The following is a 16,161-nucleotide window of genomic DNA, read 5'->3' on the forward strand; positions in this document are numbered from 1 at the left end:
ACGTGGAATTCGACGTGACCATCGAGATCCCCAAGGGACAGCGCAACAAGTACGAGGTGGACCACAAGACCGGACGGGTCAAGTTGGACCGCTACCTCTACACGCCGATGGCCTACCCGACCGACTACGGCTTCATCGAAGACACTCTCGGCGAGGACGGCGATCCGTTGGACGCCCTGGTTCTGCTGCCGGAATCGGTGTTCCCCGGTGTGCTGGTCGAGGCCCGCCCGGTCGGCATGTTCAAGATGGTCGACGAGGCCGGCGGCGACGACAAGGTGCTCTGTGTGCCGGCCGGCGACAAGCGCTGGGACCACATTCAGGACATCTCCGACGTGTCGAAGTTCGAGCTGGACGCCATCCAGCACTTCTTCGTGCACTACAAGGACCTCGAGCCCAACAAGTTCGTCAAGGGTTCCGACTGGGTGGGCCGCGAGGAAGCCGAGGCCGAGTACTTGCGTTCGGTCGAGCGGTTCAAGACCTCCGGACACTGATTTAGCACTGTCGTAACACGCCGTAACCCCGGCGTGGCATGTTGCTCGGATCATGACTTTGTGCTTATGCATCAGGGAATCGGCCTCGAGGCCTTCAACACGATGCCCGAGCGCCGCGCGGTGCACGCGCTCTACGAGTGCTGCAACGACGTCTCGCTGGCACGCGCGCTCGCCCGGGGTCGTGGGTATGACTGTCACGACGCCCTGTTCCGCCGGGCGGATGCGTTGTTGTTCTCCCTGCCCGACACCGCGATCGACAGCATCCTGGAGGCGTATCCGCACATCGGAGCCCGCCCGGGCAGCGTGAAATCCGCTGCTGAGCAGTGCTCGGTGTGGAACGACGACCAATCGGTGATGACAACCCTCCGCGAGGGCGCTGCGCGCTACCGCGAGCAGTTCGGGTTCGAGTTCGTGATGTTCGTCGGCGGGATGAGCTGCGCCGAAGTTTCCGCCGCGATGGCTGACCGGATGCACAACGACCTGGAGACCGAACGCAAGGTCGTGCGCAATGAGCTGGCCAAGATCAACCGCACTCGGCTGGAGCGCATGCTCGGGCCGGAGGGCGGCTTTTCGAACTGGTAACGGTATTCCATTAAGGTCTACCGGGTGAGCACTCCTGCAACCGGCCCCGGATCCCATTCGCATTTCCTGTCGCTCCCCGACCTCGCCGCGCGTTCCTCTGGCGGTTCGGCGCTGTGGGCGAATGACGATCTGTTCGCCGAGCGGGAGAACCTGATCACCCCCAAGCCCGCGGAATTCCGTCCCGCGACGTTCGGCCACAAGGGCCAGGTGTACGACGGCTGGGAGACCCGCCGCCGCCGGGGCGCCGGACCCGACGCCTGCGACGCGGCAATCGTGCGGCTGGGGGTGCCCGGCGTGGTGCGTGGCGTGGTGGTCGACACCGCCTGGTTCACCGGCAACTACCCTCCGCAGATCTCGGTGGAGGCCGCCCAGGTCAGCGGATACCCCTCGACCGAGGAGCTTGTCGAGAAGACCTCGTGGGAGACCATCGTCGAACGGACCAATGTCAACGGCGACACCCGAAACCCGTTCAAGGTCAATTCAACTCGTCGCTGGACCCATGTGCGACTGTCCATCTACCCAGACGGCGGCGTCGCACGTTTCCGCGTACACGGCGAGGGCCTGCTGGACCCGAAGTTCGCCGAGAACATGACCCTGGACCTGGCCGCACTGGAGAACGGCGGCCGAATCACGGCCTGCTCCAACATGTTCTACAGCTCCCCCAACAATCTGTTGCTGCCCGGCGGGGCCCGTAACATGGGCGAGGGTTGGGAGACCTCGCGCCGCCGCGACAGCGGCAACGACTGGGTGCAGATCCGTCTGGCCGGCCAGGGCGTGTTGAACGCAGCCGAGCTGGACACGTCGTATTTCATTGGTAATGCGCCTGGTTCGGCCCGGCTGTCCGGCCGCGACGGTGACGGCGAGTGGTTCGAACTGATGCCGATGACCGATCTGCTGCCCGACACCCGGCATCGCTTCCTGATCGACACCGACCGCCCGATCACCGATGCGCGGCTGGACATCTACCCCGACGGCGGCATGGCTCGGGTGCGGTTGTTCGGCGCTCTGACCGACGATGGCCTGCAAGCCTTGAAGGGCCGCTGGGAAGCCAGCTCCTAACTCAGTCTGGCCACCCCAGCGGTGGCTTCCTACGCAGCGATGCGCAACCGCAGGGCCACCCGCTGCGAAGCCGCTTCGGCCAGCGAGCGGGCGTCCTGCTGCGGGGCAGCGGGAATCAGCGTCACGCCGTCGGCCACACCGGCCAGGTAGATGTCGGCAAGCAGCCCGGCCAGCCCGTCGAGCGTGCCGGCGTACGCAAGGGTGTCCTGACCGACTTCCAGCTCAGACAGCAGGCGCTGCGCCGATCGAAAGTCGTCATCGACCACGACGGTGACATCCAACACGCACTCGCCGGCAAGCCGGCGACGAACGCGCTGAGCCTGCTGCAGATCCGGCGCACTGAACCTGACGGCGGGCGCTCCGCCCGCCGTCAGTTCAGTCCAGTCGTCATCGGCGATGAACATGCGCAACCCACTCTGATGACTCACAACGCCGACGGTAGACAACCGCCGAAGCGCTGTCAGTGGTTGGGATCAGCGGGACGCGAAGTACCGGGCGACTCCTCGCTGGGCTTCACGGCCGAATTCTCCGAGGGATCCACCGGAACATCGGGGTCGGCGGCCTTCTTCTCATCGGAGCGCGTCTTGTAGAGGCTCGCGACGGTGGTGATCGCCAGCGTCACGATGATCACGCCCAGGCTGAGCAGCGTCGGGATCTCCGGCACCATCACGTGCTCACCGCCATTGATGAACGGCAGCTCGTTCTCGTGCAGCGCGTGGAAGAAGAGCTTCACGCCGATGAACGCCAGGATGAAGGCCAGCCCGTAGGACAGGTACACCAGCCGCTGGACCAGGCCGCCCAGCAGGAAGTACAGCTGGCGCAGACCCATCAGCGCGAAGACGTTGGCCGCGAACACCAGGTAGGGCTCCTGGGTCAGGCCGTAGATCGCCGGAATCGAGTCCAGCGCGAAGATCAGGTCAGTGGTGCCGAGTGCGACGATGACGAGGAACATCGGCGTCATCAGACGCTTGCCGTCCTCCTTGATCCACAGGCGCAGCCCGTCCCACTTGTCGGTGGTGCTCAGGTGGTTACGCGCGAACTTGACCACCGCATTGTCACCGTCATCGTGGTCGTCGCCGCCGCTGACCAGCTTCCACGCCGTGTACACCAGGAACAGGCCGAAAATGTAGAACACCCAGGAGAACTGGTTGATGGCCACCGCACCCAGCGCGATGAAGATGCCGCGGAAGATCAGCGCCAGGATGATGCCCACCATCAGGGCTTCCTGCTGGTACTTCTTCGGCACGTTGAAGCTGGCCATGATGATGATGAAGATGAACAGGTTGTCCACCGACAAGCTGTACTCGGTGAGCCAGCCCGCGAAGAACTCCAGGCCGTACTGCCCGCCGTGGAAGAACCATGTCCACAAACCGAACAGGATCGCCAGGGTGACGTAGACCGACAGCGCCCTACCGCACTCTTTCATCGACGGTTCGTGCGGATTGCGGGCGATCACGATCACGTCGAACACGATGATCGCGATGGTCACGCCCAGCGTGATGGCCCATTCGAGCCCCGAAACGTTCATGCAGAGAAGCCTCCGGTCGTCAACGAAACGCCAGAGGTCTCTTCCACCGCTGCGTGACGCCGATAGCGGTCCACGGCGCCGGTCACCCGTATGGACGGACAACGTATTGACGACACCGCAGCGAAGGAATACTCCCCTCTGACGAACATTCTGTCAGGTGGTCCCGGTCTTTCGCCAAACGGAGTACCCACGCTGGGCGCGCGCGGCACCCCGTCGTCATCACCGACGCCTAGGATCCACAGATTGTGTCAGCCGATCCCAGCACCGGAATTCCGTCGCAGTACCTGCTGTCGACGTCGGCCCCGAAACCGCGGACGCTGATCGACATCCTCTACGACACGGCGGCCCGTTTCCCGGACTCGCCCGCCCTCGACGACGGCACCGTCCAGCTCACCTACAGCGAACTCATCGCCGACATCGAGGACAGCGTGGGCTGGCTGGCGGCCCGTGGCATAGGGCGCGGCGACCGCATCGGCATTCGCATGCCGTCTGGCAGTTATGCGCTCTACGTCGCCATCTTGTCGACACTGGCAGCCGGCGCCGCCTACGTCCCGGTGGACGCCGACGATCCACCGGAGCGCGCCGATCTGGTGTTCGGTGAGGCCGACGTGGTGGCAGTGATCACCGAAGCCGGCTTGGCCAGGCGTACCGGCCAATCCAGAGGTTGGCGTGCGGCGCCCCCGCTGGGCCGCGACGACGCGTGGATCATCTTCACCTCGGGCTCCACCGGAACCCCCAAGGGCGTCGCGGTGACACACCGTAGTGCCGCGGCATTCGTCGACGCCGAGGCCCAGATCTTCCTCCAGGGCAATCCGATCGGCCCCGGCGACCGGGTGCTGGCCGGGCTGTCGGTGGCCTTCGACGCGTCCTGCGAGGAGATGTGGCTGGCATGGCGGCACGGCGCCTGCCTGGTGCCCGCCCCGCGGTCACTGGTGCGCAGTGGCATGGACCTGGGTCCGTGGCTGGTCTCTCGCGACGTCACCGTGGTCTCGACGGTGCCCACCCTGGCGGCCCTGTGGCCGGCCGAGGCCCTGGAAGCGGTGCGGCTGCTGATCTTCGGCGGCGAGGCCTGCCCACCCGAACTCGCCGAACGCCTGGCCGTCGACGGCCGCGAAGTCTGGAACACCTACGGCCCCACCGAGGCCACCGTGGTGGCCTGCGCCGCTCCACTGGACGGCCGGGGGCCCGTCAGCATCGGGCTGCCGCTGCCCGGCTGGGACCTGGCCGTCGTCGACCCCGGCGGCAGGCAGGTCGGCTACGGCGAAGTGGGCGAACTCGTCATCGGTGGTGTCGGACTGGCCCGTTACCTCGACCCGGCCAAGGACGCCGAAAAGTTCGCCCCCATGGATTCACTGGGCTGGGCCCGCGCGTACCGCAGTGGCGATCTGGTGCGCCTGGAAGCCGACGGGCTGTACTTCCAAGGCCGCGCCGACGATCAGGTGAAGGTCGGCGGACGTCGTATCGAGCTCGGCGAGGTGGACTCCGCGCTGGTGAACCTGCCCGGCGTTTCGGGTGGCGCCGCGGCGGTACGCAAAACCACAAGCGGCACACCACTACTCGTGGGATACATCGCATCCGCCGACCCGAACTTCGACATCCATGCCGCCCGCGCAGCCCTGGCCGAAGCACTGCCCGCCGCCTTGGTGCCGCGCCTGGTGCTGGTGGACGAACTGCCCACCCGCACCTCGGGCAAGGTGGATCGCAACGCGCTGCCGTGGCCGCCGCCCGGTCTGGACGTTCACGAGGAGGCCGACGACCTCGGTGGCACCATGGGCTGGCTGGCCAGGCTGTGGCGCGACGTGCTGGGCGCCCACATCGAGGGCCCCGAAGCCGACTTCTTCGCCGAGGGCGGTGGTTCACTGTCGGCCGCACAACTGGTGGCCGCACTGCGCCAGCGCTACCCCCAGGTGACGGTTGCCGACCTCTATGACCATCCGCGCCTGGGATCACTGGCCGGCTACCTCGACGAACTGGACCCGCCGGTCGAGGTGGAGATCCGCAACGTCAAGCCGACGCCGCTGTTCACCCAGGCCGCGCAGGTGGTGCTGTCACTGCCGCTGGCAACCCTGACCGGTCTGCAGTGGGTGACCTGGCTGGCCCTGCTCAACAATCTCTTCGCCGGCGCCGTGCCCTGGTTGGTCCCCGTCAACTGGTGGTGGATCCTGGCCGGGTTCCTGATCTTCATCAGCCCGGTGGGCCGGATGGCGATCGCTGTGCTGGGAGCACAGATCATGCTGTCGAATCTGAAACCGGGCACTTACAAGCGCGGCGGCTCCGAACACATGCGGGTGTGGCTCGCCGAACGTCTGGCCGAGGCCAGCGGCGCCGAAAACCTGGCCGGCGCGCCGTGGCTGGTCTATTACGCCCGCGCTCTGGGTAACAAAGTCGGCAAGGGTGTCGACCTGCATTCGTCACCTCCGGTGACCGGGATGATGACGCTGGGTCACCGCAGCTCCATCGAACCGGAGGTCGATCTGTCCGGACACTGGGTCGACGGTGATCTGTTCCACGTCGGCGAGGTCACCATAGGCAACGACGCGACGGTCGGTGCCCGCACCACACTGCTGCCGGGTGCGGTGATCGGCAAGAACGCCGATGTCGCCCCGGGCTCCGGGGTGGTGGGCAAGGTCAAGAACGGGCAGTACTGGAAGGGCTCCCCCGCGGTGAAGTCCGGCAAAGCCAAGCACCCGTGGCCGGATCACCGGCCGGCGCGGGCCCCGGTGTGGGTGGCGATGTACGGCGTCACGTCGATGTTGCTGGGTGCGCTGCCGCTGGTCGCACTGGCGGCCGGGCTGGCGGTCATCGGCTGGTCGGTCCGCGACACGGCCACCGCCGTGGACGCGGTTCTGGCGGCGTGGATGTGGGTGCCGGTGGCCACTTTCGCCGCGATCTTCGTCTACGCCGGGCTGACCGTCATCGGGGTGCGGCTTTTGGCCGTCGGACTCAACGAGGGTTACCACCCGGTGCGCAGCCGCGTCGGCTGGCAGCTGTGGGCCACCGAACGCCTGATGGACGCCGCCCGCAACTACCTGTTCCCCTTGTACGCCAGCCTGCTCACACCCTGGTGGCTGCGTCTGCTGGGAGCACAGGTCGGCAAGGACACCGAGATCTCGACAGCCCTGCTGACCCCCAAGTTCACCGTCGTCGAGGACGGTGCGTTCCTGGCCGACGACACCATGGTGGCGTCCTACGAGCTCGGCGGCGGCTGGATCCACGTGGCCAAGGCCACTGTCGGCAAGCGGGCATTCCTGGGCAACTCAGGCATCACCCAACCCGGCCGACGGGTGCCCGACGACGGCCTGGTGGCCGTGTTGTCCGCCACCCCTCACAAAGCCAAACGCGGGTCGTCGTGGCTGGGCAGCCCGCCGGTTCGGTTGCGCCGCCAGCCCACAGCGGCCGACGCACAGCGCACGTTCGAACCGCCGCGACGGCTGAAGGTCATGCGCGGTGCCGTGGAGACCTGCCGGCTGCTGCCGATGATCGTCACGTTCGCGATCGGGGTCGGCGTGCTGGCGGCACTGCAGATGGTGGTCACCGAGTTCGGCTACCTGTGGGCGGCCCTGGTGGGCGGGGCCGTGCTACTGGCGGCGGGTGCCATCGCCGGGCTGATCGCAGTGCTGGCGAAATGGCTTGTGGTGGGTCGCATCCCGGCCACCGAGCATCCACTGTGGTCGTCGTTCGTCTGGCGCAACGAGTTGGCTGACACTTTCGTCGAGACCGTGGCCGCGCCCTGGTTCGCCCGCGCGGCCAGCGGTACCCCGGTGATGAACCTGTGGCTTCGCGGTCTGGGCGCCAAGATCGGCCGCGGTGTCTGGTGCGAGACCTACTGGCTGCCGGAAGCCGATCTGGTGACGCTGGCCAGGGCTGCCACCGTCAACCGCGGTTGTGTGGTGCAAACGCACCTGTTCCACGACCGCATCATGCGGATGGACACCGTGATTCTCGAAGAGGGCGCCACCCTGGGCACCCACTGTGTCGCACTGCCCGCCGCCAAGGTGGGGGCAGGGGCCACCATCGGCCCCGCGTCGCTGGTGATGCGTGGCGACGAGGTGCCGCCATCCACCCGATGGCAGGGCAATCCCATTGCGGCGTGGGTCAATTCGAAGAAAAAGAAGTCACGCGCTTGAGAAAGAAGAAGGCTCCGTCCACCACAGACCCGGTGATCGACCCATACCTGCCCGGTAACGGCAACTTCGGCTATCGCGTGTCCCGCTACGAACTGGACATCGAGTACAAGATGGCGATCAACCGCCTGGCCGGCTCGGTCTCGATCACCGCAGTGACGCTGGCCGAATTGAAGTCGTTCTCCCTGGATCTGTCGCCGGCGCTGGCGGTATCGAAGGTGTCGGTCAACGGCAAACGCCCACAACATTTCAAATCGTCCAACGGCAAGCTAAACATCGCACTGGACTCCAAGCTGCCCGCGGGCGCCGCCCTCACCGTCAACATCCGCTACAACGGCTCGCCGCGACCAATCCGAACCCATTGGGGGGACGTCGGTTTCGAGGAACTGACCAACGGAGTACTGGTCGCCGGGCAACCCAACGGCGCGGCGTCGTGGTTCCCCTGCGACGACCATCCCGCCGCCAAGGCCAGCTTCCGCATCACCGTCAGTACCGACAGCCCCTATTACGCCGTGGCCAACGGGGATCTGCTGGGCAAGAAGGTCCGAGCCGGCATGACCACCTGGACCTACGAACTGGCGGAGCCGACGTCGACATATCTGGCGACACTGCAGATCGGCGATTACGTGCGGCACAAGCTGCCGAAGTCGCCGGTACCCATGTACGCCGTGCTGCCCGAGCGACTCAAACGCGACTTCGACCACGACTTCGGCCGCCAGTCGCAGATGATGACACTGTTCGTCAAATTGTTCGGCGAGTATCCGCTGGACAGTGGGTACACCGTGGTGGTCACCGACGACGACCTCGAGATTCCCCTCGAAGCCCAGGGACTTTCGGTGTTCGGGGCCAATCACTGCGACGGCAAGCGCTCCGACGAACGCCTGATCGCCCACGAGCTGGCCCACCAGTGGTTCGGCAACAGTGTGACCGCGCGACGCTGGCGCGACATCTGGCTGCACGAGGGGTTCGCATGCTACGCCGAGTGGTTGTGGTCGCAGGAGTCCGGCGGCCCCAGCGCCAACGAATGCGCCCGCCGCTACCACCAGCGTCTCAAGTCGTCCCCGCAGAACCTGCTGCTGTCCGACCCCGGGCCCCGCGACATGTTCGACGACAGGGTCTACAAACGCGGCGCACTGCTGCTGCATGCGCTGCGCAAGCGCATCGGCGACAAGAACTTCTTTGCGCTGCTGCAGAACTGGACCACGCGCTACCGGCACTCCACCGTGGTCACCGATGATTTCACCGGTCTGGCCGCCAACTACTCCGATCAATCGCTACGCCCGCTGTGGCAGGCGTGGCTCTACTCGACGGCAGTCCCAGACCTGTGAGTGTCACCGGCAGCAGCGTCGCGAAGGTCGGCGTCGCTACTGCGGTGACCGCGGTGTGCGGTTACCTGGTGCTCTACCTGGCCGCACGTGATCTCGACCCCGCTGGGTTCTCGGTGTTCGCCGTGTTCTGGGGTGCGTTCGGCCTGGTGTCAGGTGCCGCATTCGGCCTGCTGCAGCAGACCACCCGCGAGGTGCGGCTGGCCGCCGCCAGCACTTCGGACACTCTTCCGCGGACACACCCGATGAGGGTTGCCGCAGCCGTCGGCGCCGCCGCCGCGGCGGCGTTGGCCGGCAGTGCCGCCCTGTGGGCACCACACGTTTTCACAGACGCGCGGCTGCTGTCGGTGATCCTGCTGGCCCTCGGATTGGCGGGCGTCTGCCTGCACGCGACGCTGCTGGGTTCGCTGGCCGGCGTCAACCAGTGGAGCCACTACGGGGCCCTGATGGCAACCGATGCCGTCCTTCGTGTGGCCGTCGCCGTCGCCACCGTCGTCGTGGGCTGGGGGCTGGTCGGATTCCTGTTTGCCACGGTGGCCGGAGCGGGCTCCTGGCTACTGATGCTGGCGCTGTCCCCGACTGCCCGCGCCGCGGCCAGGCTCGTGGCCAGGGAGAGTCCCCGCTCGTTTCTGCGCGGCGCGGCACACGCCGTGGCCGCCACCGGTGCCAGCGCCATCCTGGTGATGGGCTTTCCGGTGCTCCTGCAAGCCACGTCAGGCGGCAATCTCGGCGCCGCGGGCGGCGTCGTGATCCTCGCGGTGACCCTGACCCGCGCGCCGCTGCTGGTGCCACTGACGGCGATGCAGGGAAACATGATCGCCTACTTCGTCGACCACGGCCGGGAGTTGCGCGCGCTTGCCCGGCCCGGTGCGCTGGTCGCGGCGCTGGGCGTGGTGGCGGTGCTGCTGGCCGGCCTCGTCGGTCCGTGGCTGATGCAGGTGGGGTTCGGCGCTGCGTACACCGTCGACGGGTCACTGCTGGCCTGGCTGACCGCGGGTGCCGTCGCGATCGCCCTGCTCACCGTCACCGGCGCCGCCGCGGTGGCCGCCGCCCTGCACCGGGCGTACTCACTGGGGTGGGTCAGCGCCACGGTGATGTCGGCTCTGCTGCTGACCTTGCCGTTGCCGCTGGAAACCCGCACAGTGGTGGCCCTGTTGTGCGGGCCGGTGGTGGGCATCGGCGTGCACGTCGTCGCCCTCACCTACGCTGCCAAGGGACCGCCCCGATGATCGAGGAGATGACATGAGCTGGCTGGTGACCGGTGGCGCCGGATACATCGGTTCGCATGTGGCCCGCGCGCTGTTGGCCGCCGATATACCCGTGGTGGTGTTCGACGACCTCTCCAGCGGGTTCAAGAGCTTTGTACCCGAGCAGGCGACCTTCGTGCAGGGCACTCTGCTCGACGCCGCACTGGTCGAGGACACCGTGGCCCGCCACCACGTGCAGGGCGTGATCCACGTGGCGGGATACAAGTACGCCGGCGAATCGGTGAAGCTGCCGCTGCACACCTACGAGCAGAACGTGACTGCCATGGTCATCCTGCTGCGGGCGATGGAGCAGTCCGGCGTCGACAAGATCGTCTTCTCCTCCAGTGCCGCCACCTTCGGCGCCGTCGACGTCGAGATCGTCGACGAGACCACCGCCACCTCTCCGCAGTCGCCCTATGGCGAGACCAAGCTGATCGGTGAATGGCTGCTGGCCGATCAGGCACGGGCCACCGGACTGCACCACACCAGCCTGCGGTACTTCAACGTGGTCGGATCCGGCTTTGACGACCTGTTCGACGCCAGCCCGCACAACCTGTTTCCGCTGGTGTTCGACATGCTCTACCGCGGCGCCACCCCCAAGATCAACGGCGATGACTACCCGACACCCGACGGCACCTGCGTGCGCGACTACATCCATGTCGCCGACCTGGCGCTGGCGCACGTTGCGGCGGCCCAGCGGCTGGCGGGGGGCCAAGCAGTGGAGCCGGTGTACAACCTGGGCAGCGGCTCCGGGACCTCCGTGCGGCAGATCATGACGGCCATCCGCGACGTGACGGGCATCGACTTCGAACCCGAGATCACCCCGCGTCGGCCCGGGGACCCGGCCCGCATCGTGGCCGCCGGCGACCTGGCGGCCCGTGACCTGGGCTGGACCATGCGGCACTCGCTCGAGGACATGGTGGCCTCGGCGTGGCGGGCCCGCCAGCAGGCCGGAGACACCTATCCGCGTTAAAGAACTTCGCGTCAGGAATGTCGCGCTCGCACTGATCGCGCTGTCCCTGGTGGTCCGCGGGGTGCTGGCGTTCGGCGGTTACTTCTACTGGGACGACCTGATCCTGGTGGGCCGGGCCGGCACCCAGGACCTGTGGTCACCGGGTTACCTGTTCGACGACCACGACGGACACGTGATGCCTGCGGGTTTCCTGCTGGGTGGGCTGATCACCCGGCTGGCACCGTTGGTGTGGGCGGGCCCGGCCATCAGCCTGGTGGTGCTGCAGGCGCTGGCGTCGCTGGCGCTGCTGCGCACGCTGTATCTGATCCTGGGGTGGCGGCCGGTGCTGTTGCTGCCGTTGGTCTTTGCGCTGTTCACCCCGCTGGGTGTGCCGGGTTTTGCGTGGTGGGCAGCCGGGTTGAACTCGCTGCCCATGCTGGCCGCGCTGGCTTGGGTATGCGGTGATGCAATCCTGCTGGTGCGCAGCGGAGCTCGCCGGTATGCGGTGACCGGTACGGCGGTGTTCGTCGGCGGTCTGCTGTTCTTCGAGAAGGCAGCCGTCATCCCGTTCGTGGCGTTCGCCATCGTCGCGCTGATCGGTTACGTTGGCGCCGAACGTGATTGGTTGCGTTCGGCGTGGCGGCGCGGGCGCCTGCTATGGGGCCCGTCACTGGTGGTGACGGCAGCCTGGATAGCCCTGTACGTGGTCGTGGTGGACCAGCAGCGCTGGAGCACCGATCTCGGCATGACATGGGATCTGCTGCAGCGCAGCTTCACTCACGGAATCGTACCGGGCCTGGCGGGCGGCCCCTGGGACTGGCAGCGGTGGGCTCCGGCGTCGCCGTGGGCGCTGCCACCGGTCACCGTGATGGTGCTGGGCTGGTTGACGCTGGGCGTGGCGGTCGCGCTGGCGGTGGCCCGCAAGCAGCGGATCGGTCTGGTGCTGGCCACGGCTCTGGCCTATGCGGTGGCGTGCCAGATCCCGATCTACCTGATGAGATCCTCGAAGTTCACCGCGCTGGAGCTGGCGCAGACGCTGCGGTACCTGCCAGATCTGGTGGTGGTGCTGGCACTGCTGGCGGCCATCGGGCTGACGGCACCGAATCGTCCCTCGCCGGCTCTGGACCAGTCTCGTCGGCGCACTGCGGTGGTGGGTGTCGTCGTCATCGCGTTTCTGGCCAGCAGCCTGTACTCCACATCGACATTCCTGACCAGCTGGCGGGACAACCCCACCAAGGCCTATCTGCAGAACGCCCGGGCGGCGCTGTCGCAGGCCGCGCAGTCGGGTGCACCGATGCTGGAGCAGGAGGTGGACCCGTTGATCCTGCAGCGGGTGGCATGGCCGGAGAACCTGGCTGGGCACATGTTCGCGCTGCTGTCGGACCGCCCCCAATTCACCTCGAACACCACGGATCTGCGCATGCTGGACATGAACGGGCGTCTGGCCGACGCGCAGGTGACGTGGGTGCGATCCATTGTGCAGGGCCCGGTGCCCGGCTGCGGTTACCTGGCCCAGCCCGATCAGCCGGTCACCATGGCGCTGGACGGGCCGCTGCTGCCCGCGGACTGGACCGCCGAACTGAACTACCTGGCCAACAGCGACGGCACCATCGTGGTGGCCCTGGACGAGGGCACCGAGACCAGGGTGCCGGTGCGGCCCGGCCTCAACCGGGTGTTCGTGCGCCTACCGGGGGCGGGCAGCGCCATCACGGTGGAGGCGCAGACGGCGGCGCTGTCGATCTGCCTGGCGTCTGGACCTGTGGGTTTCGTGGCGCCTGTGTGACCCGGCGCGGACCTCGACAATGGAGCCACCCAGGGGAATCGAACCCCTGACCTATTCATTACGAGTGAATTGCTCTACCGACTGAGCTAGGGTGGCGCGCTCGGCGAACCGGGCGGCACGAGTCTACGGCCAAGGCCTGCGGGGGACCAAACTACTTCTCTCCGGCTAGTTCCGCAGCGCCTGCCCGACAGTGGCGACCATCGCGTCGACCGCGAATTTCGGCTTCACATTGATGGCCAGGGCCTCCCGGCATTCCAGCACCGCCTCGATACAGCGCAGCAGACGCTCGGGCGAGGCATGCGCAGCCATGGCAGACACCTGATCGGCCATGTCGGGGTGATGCGGAGCAACCCCCTGCACCTTCGACGCCACCAGGAGCGCGTCGCGGAAGTAGGTGGCCAAGTCGATCAGGGCCCGGTCCAGTGCGTCCCGCGAGGCCCGCGTCTGCCGGGATTTCTGTCGTTTCTCCAGGTCTTTGATGGCGCCGGCAGCTCCGCGCATGGCCCCGGCAGCACCTTTGCCGGTGCCGCCCGCACCCAACGCGGTGCGCAACTCCTCGGTCTCGACTTCGTTGCGGCCCTCGGTCAGTGCCTTGGCCTCGGCTTCGGCGGCGGCCACCAGTTCTTCGGCGGCGGCGTAGGTTCGTGTCGGAGTGGCGGCATCGCGTGCCATCCCCAGAGCGCGTTTGCGCCGGTCGCGGGCATCCGAATCGGTGGCAAGCCGTCGCGCCCGGCCCACGTGACCACCGCTGATCGACGCCGCCCAGGCCGCCTGGTCCGCAGACATTCCGTCAGACTCCATCAAGACCTGCGCGATGGCGTCCGTGGTCGGGGTGACCAGGGCGACGTGGCGGCAGCGCGAGCGCAGGGTGATCGCGATGTCCTCGGGATCCACCGACGGCGCACACAGCAGGAACACCGTGGACGGCGGCGGCTCCTCGACGACCTTGAGCAGCGCGTTGGCCGCGCCCTCGGTGAGCCGGTCGGCATCCTCGACCACCACGATCTGCCAGCGACCGGTGCTGGGGCGCCTGGACGCGATCTGCACGATGGCGCGCATCTCGCTGACGCTGATGGACAGCCCCTCCGGGATGATCCGGCGTACGTCACCATGGGTGCCTGCCATGGTGGTGGTGCAGGAACGGCATTCGCCGCAGCCCGGAACCCCCTCTGACGTGCACTGCAGCGCCGCGGCGAAGCACAGCGCCGCGATCGAGCGCCCCGATCCCGGCGGTCCGGTGATCAGCCAGGCATGGGTCATCGAGCCGGTGGTCAACCCGCTATGGGCGCCACCCGCTCGGGCGGCGGTGGCGGCAGCCACCAGCTCAGCCTCGACGGCATGCTGGCCAACCAGACGTGTGAAAACACCGGACATCGCTGCCAACCCTAATGGCTGGCAGCGACAGGACAGTGCCGACCGATACGGTAATCGGGTGACCACCGAGCCAGTACCGAGAGGGCGAGTCAGCGCATTCGTCCACTGGGTGGTGCGCACGCCGTGGCCGGTGTTCACCCTGGGCATGCTGCAAGCCGACATCATCGGCGCGCTGTTCGTACTCGGTTTCCTGCGTTTCGGGCTGCCGCCGGAGGACCGCGTGCAGCTCCAGGATCTGCCCGCGGCCAACCTGACCATCTTCCTGGCGGTGCTGTTGGTCTCGTTCGCCATCGGCGCCTATGTCAGCCTCAGACTGCTGATGCCGGTGTTCCGCTGGCAACGCCGCGACGGGCTGCTCACCGACGACGACCTGGTGTCCACCGAACTGGCCCGTACCCGCGCCCTGCGGATGCCGATCTACCGCACCCTGATCAGCCTGGCCAACTGGTGCATCGGTGGCATCGTGTTCGCGTTGGCCGCGTGGTCCACCGCCAAACACTCACTGCCCGTGCTGGGCGTGGCAACCGGCCTGGGAGCCACCGCCACCGCCATCATCGGTTACCTGCAGTCCGAGCGGGTGCTCCGGCCGGTGGCCGTGGCGGCTCTGCGCGGCGGGGTGCCGGAGAACTTCCAGGCTCCCGGGGTGATCCTGCGCCAGGTGCTCACCTGGGTGCTGTCCACCGGGGTACCGCTGCTGGCCATCATCTTGAGTGTCGGGGCCAGCAAGCTGTCGTTGTTCCGGGCCTCGGCCGACCGGACGCTGATTCCGATTCTGCTGATGGCCCTGGCCGCGTTGGTGATCGGGCTGGCAGGCACCGTCCTGGTGGCCATGTCCATCGCGGACCCGTTGCGACAGCTGCGCTGGGCGCTCGGGGAGGTGCAGCGCGGAAACTACAACGCGCACATGCAGATCTACGACGCCAGCGAGCTGGGCCTGCTTCAGGCCGGGTTCAACGACATGGTGCGCGATCTGGCCGAGCGACAGCGCTTACGAGACCTGTTCGGCCGCTACGTCGGTGAGGACGTGGCCCGGCGCGCTCTGGAGCGCGGAACCGAGCTCGGCGGCCAAGAACGTGATGTCGCAGTGCTGTTCGTCGACCTGGTGGGATCCACCCATCTGGCCTCCACCCGCGCGCCCGGCGAAGTGGTGATCCTGCTCAACGAGTTCTTCCGCGTGGTGGTCGACACCGCGGCGCGCCACGGCGGTTTCGTCAACAAGTTCCAGGGCGACGCCGCGCTGTGCATCTTCGGCGCCCCCATCGAGCACCCCGACTCCTCGGGTGCAGCGCTGGCCGCTGCCCGCGATATGCACGACGAACTGCTGCCGGTGCTGGGCAACGCCGAGTTCGGTATCGGGGTGTCGGCGGGCCGTGCCATCGCCGGACACATCGGAGCGCAAGCCCGCTTCGAATACACCGTCATCGGCGATCCGGTCAACGAAGCAGCGCGCCTGACCGAGCTGGCCAAGCTGGAACCGGGCCACGTGCTGGCGTCAGCGACGGCGGTCAGCAACGCCGTCGACGCCGAAGCGCTTGCCTGGGACGTCGGTGAGATCGTCAACCTACGGGGCCGCACCGCGCCCACCCAGTTGGCCCGACCGGTCAATCTCGCTGTGTCAAGCGAGATTCCGATCAAATAGCGCCGGCTCTCCTGTCCGCCCCCATGCTTCGCTGGGGCCACGCAGCCGCATCGGGCG

The 16,161-nt window shown here is 67.3% G+C and carries 12 protein-coding genes and 1 tRNA gene; 9 read left to right on the forward strand and 4 right to left on the reverse strand.

What is annotated here, in order from left to right:
- Nucleotides 1–2 precede the first annotated feature (2 nt).
- The 3 genes from BVC93_RS09755 (at nt 3) to alc (ending at nt 2,132) form a co-directional block, all read left to right on the forward strand.
- Nucleotides 3–491, forward strand: coding sequence for an inorganic diphosphatase (locus BVC93_RS09755; protein WP_083736993.1), 489 nt, complete (start codon nt 3–5; stop codon nt 489–491).
- A gap of 66 nt (nt 492–557) precedes the next feature.
- Nucleotides 558–1,073, forward strand: a complete 516-nt coding sequence (locus BVC93_RS09760; protein WP_083736994.1) for a 2-oxo-4-hydroxy-4-carboxy-5-ureidoimidazoline decarboxylase — start codon at nt 558–560, stop codon at nt 1,071–1,073.
- 24 nt (nt 1,074–1,097) lie between these two features.
- On the forward strand, nt 1,098–2,132 hold the full coding sequence (gene alc / locus BVC93_RS09765) for an allantoicase (RefSeq protein WP_083736995.1): 1,035 nt from the start codon (nt 1,098–1,100) through the stop codon (nt 2,130–2,132).
- Between the two features lie 29 nt (nt 2,133–2,161).
- Here alc and BVC93_RS09770 read toward each other — a convergent pair whose 3' ends face one another.
- The gene (locus BVC93_RS09770; protein WP_442929034.1) at nt 2,162–2,560 is read right to left on the reverse strand and encodes a hypothetical protein; all 399 of its coding nucleotides are present in this window, start codon (nt 2,558–2,560) and stop codon (nt 2,162–2,164) included.
- A 32-nt stretch (nt 2,561–2,592) separates the two neighbouring features.
- Nucleotides 2,593–3,660: a TerC family protein gene (locus tag BVC93_RS09775; RefSeq protein WP_083736997.1), complete on the reverse strand. Its 1,068-nt coding sequence runs from the start codon at nt 3,658–3,660 to the stop codon at nt 2,593–2,595.
- Nucleotides 3,661–3,905: 245 nt separating this feature from the next.
- On the opposite strand from BVC93_RS09775, the gene BVC93_RS09780 reads away from it, so the two are divergent.
- From BVC93_RS09780 to BVC93_RS09800, 5 genes are read left to right on the forward strand one after another with little or no spacing between them, the layout of a single operon-like run.
- Nucleotides 3,906–7,787 (forward strand): Pls/PosA family non-ribosomal peptide synthetase, encoded by a 3,882-nt coding sequence (locus BVC93_RS09780; protein ID WP_442929035.1) that lies wholly within the window; start codon nt 3,906–3,908, stop codon nt 7,785–7,787.
- Nucleotides 7,784–9,112 carry a M1 family metallopeptidase gene (locus BVC93_RS09785; protein ID WP_442929036.1) on the forward strand — a complete coding sequence of 443 codons (1,329 nt, stop codon included), beginning with the start codon at nt 7,784–7,786 and terminating at the stop codon, nt 9,110–9,112. The genes BVC93_RS09780 and BVC93_RS09785 overlap by 4 nt, the downstream gene beginning before the upstream one ends.
- Nucleotides 9,109–10,338, forward strand: coding sequence for a hypothetical protein (locus tag BVC93_RS09790; protein ID WP_335583130.1), 1,230 nt, complete (start codon nt 9,109–9,111; stop codon nt 10,336–10,338). Before BVC93_RS09785 ends, BVC93_RS09790 begins: the two co-directional genes overlap by 4 nt.
- Before the next feature lie 13 nt (nt 10,339–10,351).
- Complete coding sequence (gene galE, locus BVC93_RS09795) at nt 10,352–11,329, forward strand: UDP-glucose 4-epimerase GalE (RefSeq protein WP_083737001.1); 978 nt, start codon at nt 10,352–10,354, stop codon at nt 11,327–11,329.
- Nucleotides 11,319–13,091, forward strand: coding sequence for a hypothetical protein (locus BVC93_RS09800; RefSeq protein ID WP_083740935.1), 1,773 nt, complete (start codon nt 11,319–11,321; stop codon nt 13,089–13,091). Before galE ends, BVC93_RS09800 begins: the two co-directional genes overlap by 11 nt.
- 20 nt (nt 13,092–13,111) lie before the next feature.
- Here BVC93_RS09800 and BVC93_RS09805 read toward each other — a convergent pair.
- Together BVC93_RS09805 and BVC93_RS09810 are read right to left on the reverse strand one after the other, a co-directional pair.
- A tRNA-Thr gene (locus BVC93_RS09805) sits at nt 13,112–13,187 on the reverse strand.
- Nucleotides 13,188–13,256: 69 nt separating this feature from the next.
- Nucleotides 13,257–14,465: a DNA polymerase III subunit delta' gene (locus BVC93_RS09810; RefSeq protein WP_083737002.1), complete on the reverse strand. Its 1,209-nt coding sequence runs from the start codon at nt 14,463–14,465 to the stop codon at nt 13,257–13,259.
- Here BVC93_RS09810 and BVC93_RS09815 point away from each other — a divergent pair.
- Nucleotides 14,464–16,104, forward strand: a complete 1,641-nt coding sequence (locus BVC93_RS09815; protein ID WP_192860372.1) for an adenylate/guanylate cyclase domain-containing protein — start codon at nt 14,464–14,466, stop codon at nt 16,102–16,104. The two genes, BVC93_RS09810 and BVC93_RS09815, sit on opposite strands and share 2 nt — an antisense overlap.
- Nucleotides 16,105–16,161: the final 57 nt, after the last annotated feature.

This window comes from Mycobacterium sp. MS1601 (genome assembly GCF_001984215.1).
GTDB lineage: Bacteria > Actinomycetota > Actinomycetes > Mycobacteriales > Mycobacteriaceae > Mycobacterium.